The sequence below is a fragment of the uncultured Streptococcus sp. genome (assembly GCF_963528215.1).
GTDB lineage: Bacteria > Bacillota > Bacilli > Lactobacillales > Streptococcaceae > Streptococcus.
The window spans coordinates 1-21,445 of sequence record NZ_CAURVL010000028.1; the positions used below are offsets into that span (position 1 = coordinate 1).

19 protein-coding genes, 1 other RNA gene and 1 pseudogene are annotated in these 21,445 nt (G+C 44.6%); 6 read left to right on the top strand and 15 right to left on the bottom strand.

The features are described 5' to 3' along the window. The 4 genes from RWS24_RS09080 to RWS24_RS09095 all read right to left on the bottom strand — a co-directional run. On the bottom strand, positions 1–1,324 hold a 1,324-nt coding region (locus RWS24_RS09080), incomplete at its 3' end, for a glucose-6-phosphate isomerase (RefSeq protein ID WP_314366830.1). A gap of 487 nt (positions 1,325–1,811) precedes the next feature. Continuing rightward, positions 1,812–1,910: signal recognition particle sRNA small type (ffs, locus tag RWS24_RS09085), an RNA gene on the bottom strand. Positions 1,911–1,938: 28 nt separating this feature from the next. Beyond that, complete coding sequence (gene tadA, locus RWS24_RS09090; RefSeq protein ID WP_049547731.1) at positions 1,939–2,409, bottom strand: tRNA adenosine(34) deaminase TadA; 471 nt, start codon at positions 2,407–2,409, stop codon at positions 1,939–1,941. A 245-nt stretch (positions 2,410–2,654) separates the two neighbouring features. Next, positions 2,655–3,947 (bottom strand): adenylosuccinate synthase, encoded by a 1,293-nt coding sequence (locus RWS24_RS09095; protein ID WP_002893992.1) that lies wholly within the window; start codon positions 3,945–3,947, stop codon positions 2,655–2,657. A gap of 297 nt (positions 3,948–4,244) precedes the next feature. On the opposite strand from RWS24_RS09095, the gene gshAB reads away from it, so the two are divergent. The 3 genes from gshAB to RWS24_RS09110 all read left to right on the top strand — a co-directional run bounded on the left by gshAB (position 4,245) and on the right by RWS24_RS09110 (position 8,859). Beyond that, entirely contained in the window at positions 4,245–6,497 is a 2,253-nt protein-coding gene (gshAB, locus tag RWS24_RS09100) for a bifunctional glutamate--cysteine ligase GshA/glutathione synthetase GshB (protein ID WP_314366834.1), read from the top strand. Between the two features lie 235 nt (positions 6,498–6,732). Further along, positions 6,733–7,578, top strand: coding sequence for a hypothetical protein (locus RWS24_RS09105; RefSeq protein WP_314366836.1), 846 nt, complete (start codon positions 6,733–6,735; stop codon positions 7,576–7,578). 24 nt (positions 7,579–7,602) lie between these two features. Next, a complete protein-coding gene (locus tag RWS24_RS09110; protein WP_002907849.1) occupies positions 7,603–8,859 on the top strand; it encodes a toxic anion resistance protein in 1,257 nt (418 codons plus the stop codon). 76 nt (positions 8,860–8,935) lie between these two features. Here the strand turns inward: RWS24_RS09110 and RWS24_RS09115 are convergent, their stop codons facing one another. Beyond that, positions 8,936–9,754 carry an ADP-ribosylglycohydrolase family protein gene (locus RWS24_RS09115; RefSeq protein WP_314366839.1) on the bottom strand — a complete coding sequence of 273 codons (819 nt, stop codon included), beginning with the start codon at positions 9,752–9,754 and terminating at the stop codon, positions 8,936–8,938. Between the two features lie 111 nt (positions 9,755–9,865). Here RWS24_RS09115 and hslO point away from each other — a divergent pair, with 111 nt between their 5' ends. Next, on the top strand, positions 9,866–10,738 hold the full coding sequence (gene hslO / locus RWS24_RS09120) for an Hsp33 family molecular chaperone HslO (RefSeq protein WP_314366841.1): 873 nt from the start codon (positions 9,866–9,868) through the stop codon (positions 10,736–10,738). Beyond that, positions 10,725–11,702, top strand: coding sequence for a tRNA dihydrouridine synthase DusB (gene dusB, locus RWS24_RS09125; protein WP_002926271.1), 978 nt, complete (start codon positions 10,725–10,727; stop codon positions 11,700–11,702). The genes hslO and dusB overlap by 14 nt, the downstream gene beginning before the upstream one ends. 40 nt (positions 11,703–11,742) lie before the next feature. On the opposite strand, the gene RWS24_RS09130 is transcribed toward dusB, so the two are convergent. The 9 genes from RWS24_RS09130 to RWS24_RS09170 form a co-directional block, all read right to left on the bottom strand. Beyond that, on the bottom strand, positions 11,743–12,492 hold the full coding sequence (locus tag RWS24_RS09130; protein ID WP_011837607.1) for a DUF6287 domain-containing protein: 750 nt from the start codon (positions 12,490–12,492) through the stop codon (positions 11,743–11,745). A gap of 168 nt (positions 12,493–12,660) precedes the next feature. After that, a complete protein-coding gene (locus RWS24_RS09135; protein WP_011837608.1) occupies positions 12,661–13,443 on the bottom strand; it encodes an NUDIX hydrolase in 783 nt (260 codons plus the stop codon). 54 nt (positions 13,444–13,497) lie between these two features. Beyond that, positions 13,498–14,313, bottom strand: coding sequence for a nicotinamide riboside transporter PnuC (gene pnuC / locus RWS24_RS09140; protein ID WP_004185189.1), 816 nt, complete (start codon positions 14,311–14,313; stop codon positions 13,498–13,500). A 21-nt stretch (positions 14,314–14,334) separates the two neighbouring features. Then, entirely contained in the window at positions 14,335–15,393 is a 1,059-nt protein-coding gene (locus tag RWS24_RS09145; protein ID WP_314366847.1) for an AAA family ATPase, read from the bottom strand. A 187-nt stretch (positions 15,394–15,580) separates the two neighbouring features. Further along, entirely contained in the window at positions 15,581–15,982 is a 402-nt protein-coding gene (locus RWS24_RS09150) for a DUF4430 domain-containing protein (protein ID WP_314366849.1), read from the bottom strand. Then, on the bottom strand, positions 15,966–16,451 hold the full coding sequence (locus RWS24_RS09155; RefSeq protein ID WP_164549532.1) for an ECF transporter S component: 486 nt from the start codon (positions 16,449–16,451) through the stop codon (positions 15,966–15,968). The genes RWS24_RS09150 and RWS24_RS09155 overlap by 17 nt, the downstream gene beginning before the upstream one ends. Before the next feature lie 42 nt (positions 16,452–16,493). Further along, positions 16,494–17,204, bottom strand: a complete 711-nt coding sequence (locus tag RWS24_RS09160; protein WP_314366853.1) for a DUF4272 domain-containing protein — start codon at positions 17,202–17,204, stop codon at positions 16,494–16,496. Positions 17,205–17,329: 125 nt separating this feature from the next. Then, on the bottom strand, positions 17,330–19,759 hold the full coding sequence (locus RWS24_RS09165; protein ID WP_314366855.1) for an ATP-dependent Clp protease ATP-binding subunit: 2,430 nt from the start codon (positions 19,757–19,759) through the stop codon (positions 17,330–17,332). Continuing rightward, on the bottom strand, positions 19,760–20,224 hold the full coding sequence (locus RWS24_RS09170) for a CtsR family transcriptional regulator (protein ID WP_002899234.1): 465 nt from the start codon (positions 20,222–20,224) through the stop codon (positions 19,760–19,762). A gap of 146 nt (positions 20,225–20,370) precedes the next feature. On the opposite strand from RWS24_RS09170, the gene RWS24_RS09175 reads away from it, so the two are divergent. Next, positions 20,371–20,859 (top strand): hypothetical protein, encoded by a 489-nt coding sequence (locus RWS24_RS09175; protein ID WP_314366857.1) that lies wholly within the window; start codon positions 20,371–20,373, stop codon positions 20,857–20,859. Positions 20,860–20,963: 104 nt separating this feature from the next. On the opposite strand, the pseudogene RWS24_RS09180 reads toward RWS24_RS09175, so the two are convergent. Continuing rightward, positions 20,964–21,445 (bottom strand): annotated as a pseudogene (locus tag RWS24_RS09180) (elongation factor Ts); the annotation flags it as partial.

Genomic DNA, 21,445 nt, shown 5'->3' on the forward strand with positions numbered 1-21,445 from the left:
CCAGCTCTTCAAAGCCTGGTTTCCCAAGAAGAGCAAACATGTTTTTCTTATAAGCCTCAACTCCTGGCTGGTCAAATGGATTGATACCATTCAGGTAGCCAGAAAGAGCAATAGCTAACTCAAAGAAGTAAATAGTATAGCCCAAAGTGAACTCATCTTGCTCAGGCAGGGTCACAAACATATTTGGCACTCCGCCGTCTGTGTGAGCTAACAGCACTCCATCTGTTGCTTTCTTATTGACAAAGTCAACATCTTTTCCTTGCAGATAGCCAAGGCCATCCAAGTCTTCTGCTAATTCAGGAATCAACACATTTTTGCGAGGCTTATCTACACGAATAACTGTTTCAAAGAGGATACGAGTTCCTTCTTGAATAAATTGCCCCAAAGAGTGCAGGTCTGTTGAGAAGTTGGCTGAAGTTGGGTAGATACCTTTTTGGTCTTTACCTTCTGACTCACCAGCCAGTTGCTTCCACCATTCTGAGAAGTATTGCAAAGATGGTTCGTAGTTAGCTAGAACTTCTGTCAAATAACCTTTACGGTACAAGATATTGCGTACAACTGCATATTGATATGCTTCATTTTCAGCCAACTTATCAGAAGCATAAGCCTTGCGAGCAGCATTTGCTCCTTCCATCAACTTGCTGATATCAGCCCCTGCAGCTGCGATTGGCAAGAGTCCCACTGCTGTCAATACTGTAAAACGACCACCAACACTATCAGGCACTACAAAAGTATCCCAGCCATTAGCATCTGCTTCAACCTTAACTGCACCTTTAGCGCGGTCTGTAGTTGCGTAGATACGTTTGTTAGCTTCTTCTTGACCGTACTTCTTAACCAAGAGTTCTTTGAAGACACGGAAAGCAATAGCCGGTTCTGTTGTTGTTCCTGACTTAGAAATAACGTTGACAGAGAAATCTTTGTCTGATACATAGTCTACCAAATCAGCCAAATAGCTTGAAGAGATAGAGTTTCCAGCATAGAGGATCTGAGGTGCCTTGCGTTCTTCTTTGCTTTGCAAGTTTACAAATGAATTATTCAAGAAATCAATAGCTGCACGTGCCCCTAAATAAGATCCTCCAATACCGATGACGATTAACACTTCACTATCAGATTGGATTTTAGCAGCCGCCTTTTGAATACGAGCAAATTCATCTTTATCATATTCTTCAGGCAAATTCAACCAGCCTGTCATTTCTGCTCCAGGACCTGTTCCGTTTCGTAGAGCATTATCTGCTGCAGTCACTTGAGGCTGCATATAATCTAATTCATGTGGTGCTACAAACTTATCCAGTACCTTTGAATAGTCAAATTTAATATGTGTCATGTTTATCCTCCAATTGTTCTTTTCTTTTATGATAACGCTTTAAGAAAAAATAAGCAAGTGCTTTTACTATTTTAAAACGTTTACATTTTTTATTCTATACTATTTTTCTAAATAAGCTAATCCTAGGATATAACTGAGAGCAATCGTTTGCGTAAGTCAACAAATTTTAGGCCTATTAAAGAAGAATAATTTTGATTGACAAGAAAGCCAATATGCTTCTTAAGATTGAATGTCAGCTGAATTCATTTCAGGTCCATTCGAACTAGATTCACTGCTCCAATATTCATCTGCGCCTTTCAGGCTTGATTCATTCAACATTGGAACCTAGTTCTCGCTTTGCCTAAACTGCGTCAATGTCTCTAAACTCATCTTCCTCCTTCGGAGTTGATTCGTTGAGAATCTTTATAAGGTTTACAGATTTTTCCCTTATGGGAAAAACTGCATCCATTGCTCTAAGATTCATCTGCGCCTTTCAGGCTTGATTCATTAAGAGCAATAGAAAAGAGCACACAGCTTACTTCGCTTAGGGCTGCTGGATTCCTCCCCTGACCCGCTTCACGCAAAACTGTTGCTCCATTAATTAGTATAACACAAACTTTTGATTTTGGCTAATTTTATTTTTTCCTTCTCTGTCTGAAAAATTCCTGCATGATTTGAGCACACTCTTCTTGGAGAACACCTGTTTCCACCTCTACTCGGTGGTTAAGACGCTCATCTGTCAAAATATCATAGAGGCTGCCAGCTGCTCCAAACTTTTGATTTGCTGCTCCATAGACAACGTGAGGAATGCGCGCTAGACCGATTGCTCCGCTGCACATGACACATGGCTCAATGGTCACAAAAAGCGTTGTATCCAGCAAGCGCCAGCTATTTTCATGCCGATTCGCCTCTTCGATAGCCATAATCTCCGCATGCATAACAGCCCGTTGCAGCTCCTCCCGCGCATTGTGACCGCGGCCGATAATCTTACCCTCTTTGACCAAGACACAGCCGATGGGAATTTCATCATGAGCCAGAGCAATCTCCGCCTCCTTTAAAGATTCCCGCATAAATGCTTCTTTTTCTTCAATCGTATAGTTCATCATATTCTTTCTTAAGTTTTCGTTCTCTACCCCATTATACCACAAGCCAGCCGGGCGTCTCAGAAAAAAACGAAAGCCACCGCTGGGGTGACTTTCAGGAGATTATTATGAAAAAAGTTTAGGATTTTTAAACAAAGTTAGGAGGTCTTTGTTTATGTCGTTAGTATAAAATATATATCTTAAATGAATCTTAAGATGAAATTTTCTTGCAAAAAAGCACAAGAAGCAATTTCCTTGTGCTGACTTTTTTATAAATTAGACCAGACGCTTTCCAAGATATTGGTCTGCTCGCGGCCAGGACCGACTGAGAAGGTAGAAATACGAACACCAACCAACTCACTCACTCGGCGAACATAGTTGCGGGCGTTTTCTGGCAATTCTTCCAGACTGCGGACACTGGTGATGTCCTCTGACCAGCCTGGCAGCTCTTCGTAAATCGGCTTGCAACGCTTGAGCTGTTCCAGACTAGCTGGGTAATGGTCAATTCGCTGCCCATCCAAGTCATAGGCTACACAGATTTTCACTGTATCCAGACCGCTCAAAACATCGATGGAGTTAAGCGAAAGATTGGTAATCCCTGATACACGGCGGCTATGGCGCATGACAACAGAGTCAAACCAGCCTACCCGACGCGGACGACCGGTGGTGGTGCCATATTCGTGGCCGATATCACGAATGCGGTCACCAACTTCATCGAAAAGCTCTGTTGGGAATGGTCCATCTCCGACCCGACTGGTGTAGGCCTTGCAGACACCAACTACCTTGTCAATCTTGCTCGGACCAACTCCAGAACCGATGGTGACTCCCCCCGCAACCGGATTAGATGAAGTTACAAATGGATAAGTACCTTGGTCAATATCCAGCATAACCCCTTGAGCCCCTTCAAAGAGCACTCGCTTGCCCTGATCCAGCGCATCGTTGAGGATAACAGAAGTATCGGTCACATACTGCTTTATTTGCTGTCCATATTCATAGTATTCTTCAAAAATATCATCAAAGCTGATTGCTGTACTATCGTACAATTTCTCAAAGAGGCGGTTCTTCTCAGCTAGATTCCGCTCCAAGCGCTCTCTGAAAATATCTTTATCCAAAAGGTCAGCAATGCGGATACCGACACGAGCAGCCTTGTCCATATAGGCAGGGCCGATTCCCTTGATTGTTGTTCCGATTTTATTGTCACCTTTTGCTTCTTCCTGCAGACGATCCAGCTCGATATGGTAAGGCAGGATGACATGCGCTCGATCAGAGATGCGAAGGTTATCCGTCGTCACACCCTCTTCATGCAGGTAGTTCAATTCTTTGACCAGAGATTTGGGATTGACCACCATTCCATTTCCAATGACAGAGATTTTTTCTGGGAAGAAAATCCCTGACGGAATCAGGTGCAGCTTGTACTTCTTGCCGTCAATCACGATAGTGTGGCCGGCATTGTCACCACCCTGATAGCGGGCAATCACTTCGGCATTGGCTGAAAGGAAGTCTGTAATCTTCCCTTTTCCTTCATCTCCCCACTGGGTTCCTACAACAACTACTGATGTCATAATTTTGTCTGAGCTGAAGCAGCTCTTCCTTTCTTGAAAAGCAGGCAGGAATCTCACCTGCGATTATGTTTTATACCTCATTATATGAAAAATTTAACAATTTTTCAAGATGGGACCCATTCTTGATTTGTTTTTTCCCTTTTAAAAACGAATTAAATTTTCAAAAAATCTGTATTTTCTGAAATTTGTTAGTTTATTAAAAATAAATGTTCGGAATTTTTGTAAAATCGTAGCGGAAATTTGTTTTCTTTTTCCGTTTGTAATAGACTAAAATTACTACCATAGGACGGTGAAACGATGACGATTAATCAATTACTGCAGAAACTGGATACAGCAAGCCCCATTCTCCAAGCGACCTTTGGTCTAGAGAGGGAAAATCTGCGGGTGACAACTGATGGGCACTTAGCTCAAACTGCTCATCCGAGTCAGCTTGGTTCCCGCAATTTCCACCCAACCATCCAAACAGACTTTAGCGAGCAACAACTAGAACTAATTACACCTATCGCTCACTCGACTAAGGAAGCACGACGCTTACTGGGAGCTATCAGCGATGTGGCTGGCCGCTCGATTGACCAGAGTGAACGCCTCTGGCCCCTGTCCATGCCACTACAGCTGACAGAAGAAGAGATTGCCATCGCCCATCTGGAAAACGACTATGAACGCCACTACCGAGAGGGCTTAGCGAAAAAATATGGCAAAAAACTACAGGCCATCTCCGGTATCCACTACAATATGGAGCTAGGGAAAGATCTGGTCACTGCTCTCTTTCAAGTCAGCTCCTACCATTCACTCAAGGACTTTAAAAATGACCTCTATCTCAAGCTGGCTCGAAACTTTCTCCGTTTTCGCTGGGTTTTAACCTATCTCTACGGTGCTGCCCCTCTAGCAGAAGCTGGCTTCTATAGCCAGGAAATTTCCCAGCCTATCCGCTCTTTTCGTAACAGCGACTATGGCTATGTCAATGACGAGAATATTCAGGTGTCCTACGCTTCTTTGGAGCAATATGTAACTGATATTGAAAACTACGTTCAGTCTGGCGAGCTCAGCGCTGAAAAAGAATTTTACTCAGCCGTTCGCTTCCGTGGACAGAAGCACAATCGCGCCTATCTGGAGCAAGGCATTACTTATCTGGAATTCCGCTGCTTCGATCTCAATCCTTTTGACCATTTAGGCATTAGCCAAGAGACCTTAGATACCGTCCATCTCTTTTTACTGAGCCTGCTCTGGTTAGATGATGTAGAAAATGTGGATACGGCATTAAAAACTGCCCACGACTTGAACCAAAAGATTGCTTGTAGCCACCCGCTGACTGCCCTGCCAGATGAGGCAGATAGCTCAGCCCTGCTCCAAGCCATGGAAGACCTCATCCAGCATTTTGAACTGCCGACATACTACCAAAGCTTGCTTGAGCAGCTTAAGGAGGCACTTCTGAATCCTCAGCTAACCCTATCTGGCCAGCTCCTGCCTCATATTCAGCAAGATTCCTTAATAGCTTTTGGACTAGACAAAGCGGAGGAGTATCACCGCTACGCTTGGACTGCTCCTTATGCCCTCAAAGGCTATGAAAATATGGAATTATCCACTCAGATGCTGCTCTTCGATGCTATTCAGAAGGGGCTGAATGTCGACATCTTAGATGAAAACGATCAATTTCTCAAGCTTTGGCATGGTCACCATGTTGAATATGTCAAGAACGGCAATATGACCTCTAAGGATAACTATGTCATCCCTTTGGCAATGGCCAATAAAACAGTCACCAAAAAGATTTTGGCTGCAGCTGACTTTCCCGTTCCAGCTGGAGCAGAATTTTCTTCCTTAGAGAATGGACTGGCCTACTACCCTTTGATTAAGAACCGACAAATTGTCGTCAAACCCAAGTCAACCAACTTTGGACTGGGCATCTCCATCTTCCAAGAACCAGCCAGTCTGGACGCTTATCGCAAGGCTTTAGAGATTGCTTTTTCAGAAGACGCCGCCGTCTTGGTGGAGGAATTCATCGCTGGAACGGAGTACCGTTTCTTTGTCTTAGACGGTCAATGCGAGGCGGTTCTCTTGCGGGTGGCGGCCAATGTCGTTGGAGACGGTCTACATACTGTGAGAGAATTGGTTGCCATCAAAAACGACAATCCCCTGCGGGGGCGCGATCATCGCTCGCCGCTCGAAATCATTGAACTGGGGGATATTGAACTGCTTATGCTGGACCAGCAAGGCTATGGACCAGATGATATCCTGCCTGCTAGAGTCAAGGTTGACTTGCGGCGCAATTCCAACATTTCTACTGGCGGAGACTCGATTGATGTCACAGACAGCATGCACCCGTCTTATAAGGAACTTGCTGCGGACATGGCAAAGGCTATGGGAGCTTGGGCTTGTGGCGTTGACCTAATCATCCCTGACAGCTCTGCTATTTCCACAGAGGAAAATCCCAACTGTACCTGCATCGAGCTCAACTTCAATCCCTCTATGTATATGCATACCTATTGTGCTGAGGGACCGGGACAAAACATCACCCCTAAAATATTGGCCAAACTTTTCCCAGAAATGGACTGATAACATAAGAATCGCAGGTATTTCCTTGCGATTTTTGTTTGAATACTTGCGATAAACAAAAAACCTTTCGTTCTATAAACAACACTTACTTTATTGAGAGGAATAAAATGCCTTTCCGAATTAAGCAAATATAAAAAATGGTCTCAATATATAAAATCATTTCAATCTTTAGCCTTCAAAAACCAGCTTTTATGTTAAAATAGAGATATCACATTGATAAGAAAGAGAAACGTCCATGTCGAGGAGAAATGATGATTCCAACCAGCAACCAGAATGGTTTAGCTGGATTTGGATACTTGTATTTGTATTTGGTTCTGGAGCTGTAGCCAGCTATCTAATTCCCATAGCTATTCTGGGGGCTATTGGCTACGGAATCTATCGCCACCAAAGCCAGAAAAAAGTTCGGATTGAAGCTAAACAAGCCAGCATTGGCCGGATTGAAGATTTGAAATCAGAGATTGGCCATGCTGACCGCCGTATTAAAGAATTGGAAGGCTACCAAGAAGATGGGGACCAAGAAAGCTATCAGAATTTAGCTCTAGAAATTCTGCCCCAGCTAACCTATATCAAAAATGCTGCTAACGACCTACGGGGAGAAATTCCTGCTTCAGTCTACCAGCGAATCCAAACCAAAATTCGTACTGTAACCGATGAAATTGATGAACAACTGAGAAAGATTGAACGAGAGAAAAAACGAAAAGAAGCTCAGCCTAAGAAAACTAGTCTAGAAGAGCTAGCCCCAGAATTGGTCGCTACGGTTCGCAATATTCAGATTGACCATGAGGCCATTCTGCAAAAAATCTCTCAATCCGAAAGCAATAATAAGGAAGAGCTGACTGCCATTCATCAGTCCCAGATGGAGCACTACGAAGATATTTTAGAAGGTTACCTCAAAATCAAAGCTTCACCCAAAGATTTTTACAATGCAGAGGAGCGGCTAGCCAAGGCCAAAGCAGCTATAGAGCAGTTTGACTTGGACCTAGACGAAGCGCTGCGCCAATTAAATGAAGCTGATTTGAGGGACTTTGACATTAGCCTGCGCATCTTAGATAAAGAAAAGCACACAGACACCGGCTTTTAAGCTAGATAAACCAAAGGAGAAACTATGAGCCAAGAATTTAATTTTGATATTGATAAAATTGCCAATAATGCTATCAGCAAAAGCGACAAAACAACAGAAATCATCGAAGCCAACACGACTCAAGAAAATGGTCAGCTAACTTTTCTGGAAAAGCTGACTCCTGAGCAACAGAGTGCGATTACGGCTAAAGCTCCGCAGCTGGTGGATAATTTCGTATCAGACCAAAATGCCTTGCTGGACTTTGGCCAATCTGCTGTAGAAGAAGTCAACGGTACTGTCAATCGTATCTTAGCAGAGCAGAAAAAATTACAGATTCCCCAGGTAGATGAGCTTTTAAAAAATACCAACAAGGAACTCAATGGCTTTGTCGCAAAATACAAGGATGCTCAAGTAGCAGAATTGGACAAGAAGCCTAATTTCCTGGAAAAGCTCTTCAAACAGAGCAAAAACACTCTTCAAGAATTCTATTTTGATTCACAAAATATTGAGCAGAAAATGGACGGCATGGCTGCAACCGTCGTCAAGCAAGAAGACGTTCTGGCTCGCAATATTGTTTCTGCTGAAATGCTGATTGAGGACAATACCAAATCGATTGAAAACCTAGTCGGAGTTATTTCCTTTATCGAAGCTGCTCAGCAAGAATCTGGCAATCGAGCGCTCAAACTGCAGGCTGAAGTCGCTCAGTTAGATATGACAACTGTTGACTACCAAGTCAAATCGCAAGAATTAGCCCGAATGACAGAGGTGGTCAATACCTTAGAGCAACAACATACTGAATATGTCAGCCGTCTCTATGTAGCTTGGGCGACGACTCCTCAAATGCGTAATCTGGTCAAGGTTTCCTCTGATATGCGCCAAAAACTTGGAATGCTCCGTCGCAATACCATTCCAACTATGAAACTGTCTATCGCCCAGTTAGGCATTCTCCAGCAATCGATGAAGTCTGGTCAGGTAGCTGATGCTATCTCTAATGCGAATAACGCTGCCCTGCAAATGCTCGCTGAAACGAGCAAGGAAGTCATTCCTCAGCTGGAACGGATTTCCCAAAGTCCTACTATCGCTGTTGAGTCTGTCACTAAGCTGGCAGAAAGCCTCGTCGCACAAAATCAAGGCATTATCGAAGCCATTGATAAAGGACGAGAAAAACGTGCTCTGCTAGAAGCCACTGTTATCCAATCTGCAGAGACCATCAACAACTCTGTCAAACTTCGTGATCAAAAGATTATCCAAGCCCTGTTGGACCAAGGCAAGGAAGCCCAAAAAGAATTAACTACAGAATAAGTAAAAGAGCCTAGATGGCTCTTTTACTGTTTTACTTTTTAAATAATCAATACAGTCCTGTCTTCCGATTATCCCTTTAAAACAAGCAGCTTTCCAGCAGTTCTTTATTGCGCAGCTGGGCTAGCCAGTTGTCAGGAATTCCTTCCAAACCATAGAGGATACCAGCCAAGCCGCCAGCAACTGCTGCTACTGTATCAGTGTCATCGCCCAAATTAACAGCTTTCAGGACAGTTTCCAGATAAGAAGTGCTGGTCAGCAGACACCACAGCGCTGCTTCCAAGGTATCCACCACATAGCCACTAGAACGAATGTCATCTTCGGTCAGCTCTGCTAAAGTTTGCAAACGAGCATAGGTCTTGCTAGTCTCTATGTCTGATAGTATTTCCGGTAGTTGCTGGCCTTTTAAGAGCCTACGAGCAATATCTACATAAAGAAGGCAGGCCTCTACGGAAGTTGCATGGGCATGTGTAATACTGGAAACAGCTTCAATATCAGACGGACCAGTTCCCGTAAAAGCTAGGGGCAGAATCCGCATCAAAGAACCATTTCCATTGAAACATTCATCAGATAGACCGTGTCCTCTTGTCAAAGCTTCGCGAGTCGCATTTCCTACATCGAAAGTCAAACCATCTGGTGTGTAAACTCCCTCGAAGAGCCAATTTTTAAACCGCTGCTGCATATCGGCAGGGTCAATATTACCTTTTTCCCTGATAGAATCACAGGTCGCCAAAACAAGGCTAGTATCATCTGACCAAGTACCAGCTGGTTGCTGATGGCTGCCATAGCCCACCATCTCAATCGCTTCAAAACTGCCTCGGGTTAAAAACTCATACGGAACTCCTAATGCATCAGCTACCGCCAAACCATAGACTGCCGCTTTCAAAGATTGGTTCATGCTAGCCTCCTTTGTTTTATTATACTACTTTTGATCTTAAAATGCTTCCTAACCCCAAAAAACAAGCGCAGTCGCGCGCTTGTTTTTCTATTTTGTGTTAAAATAAAAGGTATGGACAAAATTATCAAAACTATCTCAGAAAATGGTTCTTTCCGAGCTTATGTGCTGGATAGCACAGAGACGGTTCGGACCGCTCAAGAAAAACATCAAACTCAAGCAAGCTCTACCGTTGCACTTGGCCGCACACTGATTGCCAGTCAAATTTTAGCTGCAAATGAAAAAGGCCAAACCAAGATCACCGTCAAGGTCCTCGGGTCTAGTTCACTAGGCGCGATTATCACAGTGGCAGATACCGAGGGCAATGTCAAAGGTTATGTGCAAAATCCCGGTGTAGATATCAAAAAGACTGCCACTGGTGAGGTTCTAGTTGGTCCTTTTGTCGGCCAAGGCGAATTCCTCGTCATCACAGACTATGGTACGGGCAATCCTTACAACTCCATGACTCCTCTCATCTCTGGAGAAATCGGCGAAGACCTAGCCTTCTACCTGACCGAAAGCCAGCAAACACCTTCCGCAGTTGGCCTCAATGTCCTCTTGGACGAGAATGACAAAGTCAAGGTTGCTGGCGGTTTCTTGGTACAAGTTCTGCCTGGTGCCAAGGAAGCTGAAATCGCCCGCTTTGAGAAGCGGATCCAAAAAATGCCTGCTATTTCCAAGCTGTTAGAATCCGATGACCATATCGAAGCTCTGCTGGCTGCCATCTATGGTAATGAGCCTTATAAACGCCTGTCTGAAGAGGAAATCCGCTTCCAGTGCGACTGTAGCAAAGAGCGCTTCATGAATGCCTTGGCTACCCTGCCAAAGACTGACTTAGAAGAGATGCGCGACCAAGACCAAGGAGCTGAAATCGTCTGCCAATTCTGCCAGACAGCCTATCACTTTGACCAAAATGACCTGGAGGAACTGATTCGTGACAAATCTTAATACCCCTTTTATGATTGGGAATGTTGAAATCCCCAACCGCACAGTTCTGGCGCCTATGGCCGGCGTAACCAACTCTGCTTTCCGTACCATTGCCAAAGAGCTAGGAGCAGGCCTGGTCGTCATGGAAATGGTCTCTGACAAGGGTATCCAGTATAACAACGAAAAAACCCTCCACATGCTCCATATTGATGAGGGAGAAAATCCTGTTTCTATCCAGCTTTTCGGCAGCGACGAAGACAGTTTAGCCCGCGCAGCAGAATTTATCCAAGAAAACACCAAGACGGATATTGTCGATATCAATATGGGCTGCCCGGTCAATAAAATTGTCAAAAACGAAGCTGGAGCTAAATGGCTCAAGGATCCTGAGAAAATCTATAAAATCATCAATAAAGTTCAGTCCGTTCTGGATATTCCTCTGACAGTCAAGATGCGGACTGGCTGGTCTGACAGCTCACTAGCTGTAGAAAATGCTCTAGCAGCCGAAGCCGCTGGAGTCTCTGCCCTGGCTATGCACGGTCGCACCCGTGAGCAAATGTATACTGGTCATGCTGACCTTGAGACCTTGCACGATGTAGCCCAAGCTCTGACCAAGATTCCTTTCATCGCTAACGGAGATATCCGGAGTGTACAAGACGCCAAGCAGCGGATTGAGGAAGTCGGCGCCGATGCTGTCATGGTAGGCCGAGCTGCTATGGGAAATCCTTATCTCTTTAACCAAATCAACCACTACTTTGAAACCGGCGAAATTCTTCCAGACCTCAGTTTCGAGGACAAGATGAAAATCGCCCATGACCACCTCTCCCGCTTGGTAAATCTCAAAGGAGAATATGTAGCCATCCGCGAATTCCGTGGTCTAGCACCACATTATCTGCGCGGTACTGCAGGAGCAGCCAAGCTCCGCGGTGCTATTTCACAAGCTGAAAGTCTGGCTGAAATCGAAGAACTCTTACAAATTCAAAAATAAAAACGAAAGGAAGCCATTGGGACTTCCTTTTTCCTTATTTTTAAGGTTGAGTTACCACAACGCTTGTTACTGAACCATCTGCTCCTGTTGTAATCTGCAGATTGGCATTGCCTTGCCCACTTAACTGAGCATTGTATTTTCCATCATCCAGTGTATAGGAGTAGGAAGCGATAGAATAATTATCTGTCTTTCCATCTGCAGACTGGACTGTGAATTGACCATTACCTGATACGGTCACAGTATTTCCATTGGCATCTTTCCAAGTACCAGCAGCGGCTGAGAAATCCCCATCCACCATTGTCAAGACACCTTTATAGCGAGCATTGCTAGCTGCCTGTTTATTCTGAAGCTGGCGATTGCTTTCAGGCGCTTGGGATGGTTGAGTTGCTTGATTCTGAGTGTTTTGTCGACCTGAAGCTTGCTGCGGCTGCGGTTGTTGGGCTTGAGGCGCTTCTACAGTAGACTGTTGCTGACTGGCAGGAGCTTGGGCTTGTCCAGGCTGGCTAACTGCTCCTTCTGAAGAAGCGCTATTGCTAGCCTTAGGAGAAGCGCTGGCCTTGCTGGATGACGCAACTTTTGAGCTAGAAGAAGCTTGAACAGTCTTGCTAGAACTAGCACTTGTTGCACTTTCTTCTTTCTTACCACATGCCCCTAAAAGCAAACTAGAAGCCAGAACTGCAGCTGCCATCATTTTTGTATAAGTACGTGTTTTCATCTTTTGTCTCCTTGTAACATTAAGAAATCTTTTTGTAACATTATTGTAACACTGTAATTTTTCTATGTCAATCATTTATGCAAAATTCTTAAAAAATTTTTTTTACTCAAGCGAAGTTCTGTTTCTCAATCTGTTTCTTTTGTCATGAGAAACTCGCTCCTACTTATCTATTCGTAATTAAAAATGAAAAAACAGGACAAATTTGTCCTGCAAGAGAAAAATATGAACAACTTTCTTTTAATCTTATTTTTCTACCTTAAGCTGATACACTTTTCTCGGTTTCTTCTTTGGCACGCGCTTAACGCCAGCCTCCTCTAGGTATTCTCCAAATTTCACTAGAAAATTATTGCTGACGATAGGTCGTCTAGGCGAGATGAGATTGACCAGCTCAGTCCCTTCATAGACAGTAAACGGCGATTCCAGCAGATGGAGAAAAGTTGGATTCCAGTCCAGTCGTCCCTGAATCCGCTTGATAGATTCCAGCAGGATTTGGTAGTGGTCAAAGGCAAAATCTTCTGAGGTCAGGAGCTGCTCACCGTTCCTAAAACTCCTTGTCTTAAAGTCAACATCGAGAAAGGTGACTTCTTTGGCATCATCCCCAGCTTGTGCTTGATCTACTGCTATAGCCGGCAGGTAGACCAGATGGGCAATGGTGATGACCCAACCGCGCGGATCACGTCCTGGAGTGGAAACTGTCATCAGTTGCTCCACCTTTTCCAGCGGTATCTCCAGCCCCACCTCTTCCTTTACTTCCCGAATGCAGGCTTGATAGGCATCCTCATACTTGTCCACAAAACCTCCGACTAAGGCATATTTATTCTGATAAGGATGAGCCTTACGCTTGATGACCAAGAGTTTTATCTGCCCTTCCACGAAGCAGTAGGCCACCATATCTGCTGTTACGCTAGGTGTCTCGTACTTGGGTAAATCCTGTGTCTTGTACCATGCCAAAAAGGCGGAATCATCCGCCATGGTTTCATAGTACTCTTTTTCCGACATTCCCGATGGGATATCCTGTTTGGTCATGAGTTTCGTCCTTTCCTAAGCTATCTTTTTCTATCAAAAATCTCAAGCCTTGGTCTAAGCTTTCTTCACTGCCTTGGTCCACTGATACCATCCGACGATACTATTGAGGGTATAAACCCAGTACATAGCCTGGATATGGAGATTGCTACCCCACCAGAGATAGATACTGAAGAGATTGGTCGCAATCCAGAAAATCCACTGCTCGCGGTAGAGACCAGTCATGAGAAGCTGACCGATACCATTGGTCGCGTCTGTCACACTATCACGGAAAGGCCGGTGACTGTGAATGCTCTTATAGGCTAAGCCCATACCAATCCAAATCAAAGCCGTCAAGGCCAAATATTTAAGCCAGCCACGCCAGTCTAACTTCTTAGCTTCGAAATGAGATGGCCCTTCCTTATCTTGTTCATTGACCCGATTGGACAGCCAAGTATAAAGGCCGATTGGCTGCATGATAAAGAAGTAGACCGTAGTCAGCACTTCTCCATAGAAGCTAGCCTGAAAAGATAATAGGAGGTAAATTGCCGAATTAACCGCTCCAAAGAGGTAATTGCTGGCCCGCCCCTCGGCCACTAGAATAACGCAGACGATGCCTGTCCAAGAAGCAAAGAGTCCCAGCCAGTCATGCTGCTCCTGACCACTGGTGAACTCCAGAATGAAAGGCAGACTGGAAAGAGCAAGCAAGTAGAGCCATTGAGGCAAGCTGCGCCCGCCAAATAAATCTTGCCAGAGCAATTTCGCGACCCCTTTTATACCCTGCTTTTTAGCTGCGGCACAGACATTACGGAAATTCCGAGCAAAAGTTTGAGATTTTTGTTTCAGTCCTGCGTAGAGATCCGCAGGAGAGAGTTTTTGATTTTTTACTACCATTCTATTTTACCACTTTCTTTTTTAATCCGCTTGATAAATCATGTCAATCGCCTCTTTGGCCGCCTGATAATTATCCAAATAACTGCCAGCCAGATAGACCGTCGGAATATGAGCCAAACACTGCTCTTTCAGCCTTTTTAGATGGCTTGAAAAATCACTGCGGATAGCCTCGTCCGCCATGCTCATATCACGAAAGCCATCGTTAACATAGGTGCCGACTGGCTCAGCAAAGAGAATCAAATCCCATTTTTCCTTAGACAAAATGCTGGCAAAGAGATTATCAAAAGTATCTGTCTCTTCGTCCTGAACCGGACTTTCTTTCAGATAGTAATCATAGTAAGCCTTGGTTACCAGCGAATTTGTATCAGCCACGACCAGACCACGGTTAACGCTGCTATCAATTAATCGGGAAGTCTGAGCATATTGTCCTAAGAGCAGATAATAGTAGTCTTTAGGGGTCAGTTCATCGTCTCGCACGTTATTTTGAATCTGGTATTCTCGAGCATATTCCAGACTAACCGGAGCATCATAAAAGCGAGACAAATCCTTAGCCAAGGTCGTTTTACCATTGCTGGCGCTACCCATAATCAGCACTTTCTTGGTAAAGTGACGGCGGAAAGGTTGGGCGATATATTTCCAATAACGACTAGGATTTTCCCGAATCATCGTAGCTGAAATCCCAAACTGTCGCTCCTGCAAGGAAGTTTTGAAGTCGCGCTTTTCTAACTCTTCCTGATAGTCAGCCTCACCAACAAAGAAAATCAGTTCCTCCCGTTCTGCATCATAGCTCACCAACTCCAATAAAGCCGACAGCCACTTGTCCCAACCCAGAGGATAGCGTGGAAAAGAAGTTTCATCCAGTTTGTAAACCTGTGTTAACTCATCATCTGCGAAAGTCTCCCGCGTATAGCGGAATCGTTTCTGCAGAGATAGACCCACTTCCTGCCCACGGTCTCCCTGATAACCTGAAACCACTACGCGCACCTTGTCGTAAGAACGCTTAGCCTTCTGAATCAAATCGATATGCCCCTGATGCAAGGGAGCAAATGTTCCAAAGACGATTGCAATTTTTTCTTTCATACGTCTAACCTTTTTATTATTTTTTATATTTTATTCTTTCTATGATTTTATTATAAACTATATTTTTCTTTTGTCAATAGTTTTTTATAAAATTTTATAAAAATATTTTTCAGACAATTTAAAACTATATCAAGGGCACAAAAAAAGAACCTAATACCTTAAGCATCAGATTCTTATTCTAAAAGATTTATTGCTGGTATACTTCTTGATAGAATTCCAGCTTGTCTCCATCCTTGACAGTGATTTGATTGGCTGCCTTAGGAGCCATTTCTCCGTTGACCTTAAACATCCAGTAGAGACCCTTTGCTTCATCCTGAGCATGACCGTCAATAGAAGTGATAAAACCATCTTTTTCTTCGACCTTATAGGCCTTCTTCAAAGCATCCATAGCTGTCTTTCCTTCTGCAACAGCCACCGTTTTCTCGCTCTTCTCCTGACCTTCTGGTGCAATACTGATGCTGATTTTCAGTTCTTTTTTGACAGAAGAATCAGCCGAGCTAGAGCCCTTGTCAGTATTAGTCTGGCTACTGCCGCAACCAACAAGGAGAAGGGCAAAAGCAAGTGTGAGCAAACTAAAGATTTTTTTCATTATAGAGCCTCCTTAAAATAGGGTACAAGAGTGGGTAAAAAAACAAGGTCGACAGTCCGTGCGCTATATTGAAGGTCAAAGCGTTGATAATCGCATAAGACCACCAGTGATAGTTGTACAGCAAGGCTGTCAGTGTATCGATGGCAATGCCATAGCCAAAGGATAGGAGAGCTGCTGCTATTCCCTGTCCCACTAGATTTAAGCGAGGATAGAGCAGTCGCCAAAGGCAAAGAATCAGTCCAAAGGACAGCAACTGAAAGAGGACAATCGGACTCATTCCCAAAAGAAATGCTGATGTAAACATCGTCACAGCCATCACTAGGAGTGAAGTCTGCAAATCCTCAAAGATAACTATCAGGAAAAAGATAGCTGAAATAGGCTGCACATTGGGCAAAAAGGAAAATGCATAGCGAAAGGCCACACATAAAGCCGATAGGATGGCAATTTTAGCCATTTTACGAGCGGACAAAGGTACCTCCTTTTCTAATTGAGTGAATCAAGAGAAGTTGGACTAGGTATGCAGCTCAACAGCATCCCAGTCCTGGGCCGTATTCAGCCCCAGCAGCCAGTCAAGACCAGACCGCCTCTCCAGAACAACACTTTCATCAAGGCCTGCCGGTGCTGGCTGATCATGAATCCGAGCATCAACACAGGTCCAATGATAACGATAAATCAAGTCATCCTCATCCAGTAATTCTTCTAAGCTGCGCGGTTGGCATTTTCCCAGAAATTCCTGAAAGTCAACCGCACTAGCGACTGAGTTAATAGCAGCATCACAATCACAGATTTTATCTGGAAATGGTAAAGTATCTACTAGACCCAAGTACCAAATCAGGGACCAATAGGCCTCGTATTTCCAAACCATATTGATGATAGCTGCCGGATCGGCGCGACCTTCCAAGACTGCCCTTTCTTTGGGCGTCAGCTCTTCCTGCACTCCGTATTGTCGCAGTTTATCCTGCAGCCACTGGCGGCTCTCCTCATTATAATTATTATTTTCGATATCCAAGGCCGCCTGAATAATCAAGAGGCTGGTAATAGCTCGACGCGCAATTTCTTCTAGCGAGCGCGGCCTCACCTGCTCAGCACTTTCGATGACCGGCAAATGCTCAATGTAAGGAATGCCCTCTTTTTTCAAGCGCTGGATACTAGCCGCCTTGCGCTCTTCTGGTGTTTTCACTCTGGCTTTCTTGCCAGCAAACAAATCTTTAAAAAACGACATCTCAGCCTCCAATCCTTCAATTCCAATTCCATTGAATGATGAAATAACTGTTCGGTATCTATTGGTATGATTGCTATCAGGGATTAACCGCGAGCACTCAACTTTCCATTGAAAGACTGCGCTTTCTAGGCCACTTCGAACTTGAGTTGGCCAGCCTTGACACCGACCTTAAGAATCTGACCCGTCGTCAAATCTCCTGTCAAGAGGAGCTCAGACAGCTTGTCCTCCACCTGAGTCTGCAGAGTGCGGCGCAATGGCCGTGCTCCCATTTCCACATCGTAGCCTTCCTGAGCCAGCAGCTTAAGAGCACTAGCCTGAAACTTCAGCTCAATTCCCTTCTCAGCAAGACTGGCAATGAGCGGTTTGACCATAACCTTGACCACTTCCTGCATATCTTCTGCAGATAAGCTGTGGAAAACTACCTTCTCGTCGATACGGTTGATAAACTCTGGTCGATAAGCTTTCTTAAGCTCTTCCAGCATCCGTTTTTCCATATTGGCATGGTCCAAGCGAATATCCCGCGCTCCAAAGCCCACCGTCTTATCATCCCGCAAACTAGTTGCCCCCAGATTGCTGGTCATGATAATAATCGTGTTGGAGAAGTCCACCTTGCGGCCCTTGCTATCAGTCAGCTGACCGTCATCCAAGACCTGCAAGAGAACATTGAAAATATCTGGGTGCGCCTTTTCCACCTCGTCAAAGAGTAGGACAGAATAAGGTCGGTTGCGGACCTTTTCCGTCAGTTCCCCTCCTTCTTCGTAGCCTACATAGCCTGGAGGCGCTCCGTTAAGGCGGCTAGCCGCGAATTTCTCCATGTACTCACTCATATCAAAGCGGATGAGAGCAGATTCGTCATCAAAGAGACTTTCAGCCAAGGCCTTGGCTAGCTCTGTTTTCCCGACTCCTGTCGTACCTAGGAACATAAAGGAGCCAATCGGCCGCTTGCTGCTGCGGATACCAGACTGGTTTCGTCGGATAGCTCGGCTGATAGCTGAAATTGCCTCTTCCTGCCCAATCACGCGTTTATGCAGTTCTGTTTCCAAGTTGAGGTATTTCTTCGCATCTGTCTGAGTCAGCTTCTGCACAGGAATCCCAGACAAACCACTAAGAGTAGCTAAGACATCGTCTTCTTCCACTTTCAGTTTATAGAGCTTGGGTTGCTGCTCTTGCTCAAGCAGTTGGGAAACCTTTTTAAAATCTGCTGCCATCAAGGCTTGATCCACTGGAGTCAAATCCGACTGCTCGTAATTCTGCGGTCCTCTGTTCTGGACTGTCGCACTAGCCTCGTCCAAAAGATCAATGGCAGAGTCCGGCAGATGCTTGCTAGTCAGATAGCGATGGGCATATTTCACCGCCGTCTCAATCGCTTGATCACTAATCTGCACCTTGTGATGGTCCTCATAGCTCTTTCTCAAGCCTTGTAAAATAGCAATGCTGTCAGCCACATTAGGCTCTTCTATGCTGACCTTAGCAAAACGCCGGGAAAGGGCTGCATCTTTTTCAATATGTTTCTGATACTCTTCCTGCGTCGTGGCGCCAACTGTCCGCAGAGTGCCGCGAGCCAGAGCCGGTTTCAGAATATTGGCCGCATCCAAGGTCGAGTCAATACCGCTGCCAGATCCCATGATAGTATGCAGCTCATCGATGAAGAGAATGACATGACCATCTTCTTCAATGTCATTGATGATGTTGTTCATCCGCTCCTCGAAGTCTCCGCGAAAGCGAGTGCCAGCGACTACATTCATCAAGTCCAGCTCCAAAACCCGCATCTTAGCAAGTTCAGCCGGAACCTGACCAGCCGCTACACGCTGAGCCAGTCCTAAAGCCAGAGCTGTCTTACCAACCCCAGCATCTCCAACCAGCACTGGATTGTTTTTAGTCTTACGACTGAGAATCTGAACTATCCGTGAAATTTCTTGATCGCGGCCAATGACGGGCTCCAATCGGCCATCTCTAGCCAGCTCAGTCAGATCACGGGTGTAGTCTTCCAGACCACCGCTGTTAGAAGCCGGCATCCCCATCATATTAGCCATGGTCTGCTTAGCAGCCATTACTCCCTTATTCAGACTACGAATAGCCTTGATATCTTCCTTGCCCCAGCCAGCTCGCTGCTCCAAGACCTTTCGCAAATCACTGATTTTCGGTCCCTTCTCCTTGTCCTCGTAGCTAAAGCCAGTAAATTCCAGAATACGAGAGGCCAAGGTCCCCCGGTCAAATAACATAGCCAGCAGCACATGTTCAGTACCTACATGCTTAGCCCGAACAGCTTCTGCAATCTGGCCCGCCTCCTCAAACAACTCCTCTAAGCGATAAGAAAAAGGCAGCAGCTCGAAGTGACCGTCTTTCTGATAAGCCTGACCAGTAATCTGAAAAGCTGCTTCTTCAAATCCATCAACTTCCACAGGAAACTCATTGAGAACTGAACCAGCAACGCTGTAGGGATTATTAGCCAGAGCAATCAGCAGATGCCATGATTCCAGATAATCTGTCGTAAAATGGCCGGCCAAGAGCTGGGCTGCTTCCAAGCTTTCTATTAAGGCTTTTGAGTATTTCATTTATGATTCCATTCCTTTTCTGTCTAGTTGTTGTAAAATCTTTTTTAATATCCGGGCACGAATCACCGCAGCTCCATCACCCAAAATCGAGTCCGAAGCTGTTGACAAGATTAGATTACCCTCACGTTCAGTCATAATCTTCTCGTCAAAAAGAAGCTGAATAACATCTGTGAAAACCTGCTGGCTGACACGCTCTCCCACACTGTCGTACAGGCCGCAAAGCATCTGATGCCGGTCGGAAAATTCTATCTTTCCAATCCGAATATAGCCTCCGCCGCCACGCTTACTCTCGACGATATAGCCCCGACTTTCCGTAAAACGAGTCTTAATCACATAGTTAATCTGACTGGGAACCACCTGAAAAACATCAGCCAGTTCGCTGCGTTTCAGTTCAACCATCCCAGCCTGAGCCAGAATAGACTTGATATATGCTTCAATACTGTCCGATGTGTTTTTTGCACCCATGACTTCCCTTTCCAGTTGAGAATTTCAGAATAAATTTCTTTTTTCCTTGCTTCTCTAACATTGACTATCTTTGACTAATATTATACCGGAAAAGTCTCTATTTTGAAAGAAAAAGGGATGACTGAAAGGTCTGACAATTCAAACTAGTGAAAAAGCTTTGCTATACTTGTGTAACCGCTTGCTTTTTGCTTTTAAAGCGTTATAATATAGGTGGAAATCCACAAGGAAAAGGCAGACAGAAACTCCTGCCTGCCAACTATCATCTAAACAAGGAGGATAATCCAATGAAAATGGATTGGCTCAACTATTCTCGTCATGTACTCAAATGGCTCTTTGCAGCCCTGAGTATTTTCACCATCTTTTCTGCTGATTACGTTGATATTCCTATCGGAGCTCTCATCGCCTGTCTTTATGCTCCCCTGCTCTTTGAACAGGAACTGGTCAGCAACCGAGTCAAATGGTATAGCTTTCTGATCATGATGGTGGTTACTCTGCCCCTTTTGTTTATTACCAAAGTCTACCAGTTTAGCCTAACTTACCCCCAAACCACAGCTCTTCTCTTCATATTGGTGGTCTTGATTTTTACCAATGGCTTGATTGCTCATAAAGAAGAAAGAGAAAAAGCAGCTAAGTGATGCTGCTTAGCATTCTACACTTGATGTTTCAAAATGCTACAAATGAAAAGGTCTGAGAAAAAATCTCAGACCTTTTATTGTTCTATTTACAAAGCCAAAAACGATTAGTTCTGACCAAGAGCAGCAGCCATTGTTGCAGCTACTTCGTTTTCAAAGTCGTTAGCAGCTTTTTCGATACCTTCACCAACTTCAAAGCGAGCGAACTCAACTACTGAAGCATTTACTGATTCAAGGTAAGCTTCAACTGTCTTGCTGTCATCCATGATGTATACTTGTGCAAGAAGTGTGTAAGCTTGGTCAACTTTAGTGTTGTCAAGCATGAAGCGATCCATTTTACCTGGGATGATCTTGTCCCAGATCTTTTCTGGTTTGCCTTCTGCAGCCAACTCAGCCTTGATGTCTTCTTCAGCTTGAGCAACAACTGCATCAGTCAATTGAGCTTTAGAACCGTATTTCAAGTGTGGAAGAGCTGGTTTACCAACCATTGCACGGCTTTCGTTGTCTTGATCGATGACATGGTTTAATTGTGCCAATTCATCTTTAACAAATTGCTCATCCAATTCTTTGTATGAAAGAACAGTTGGTT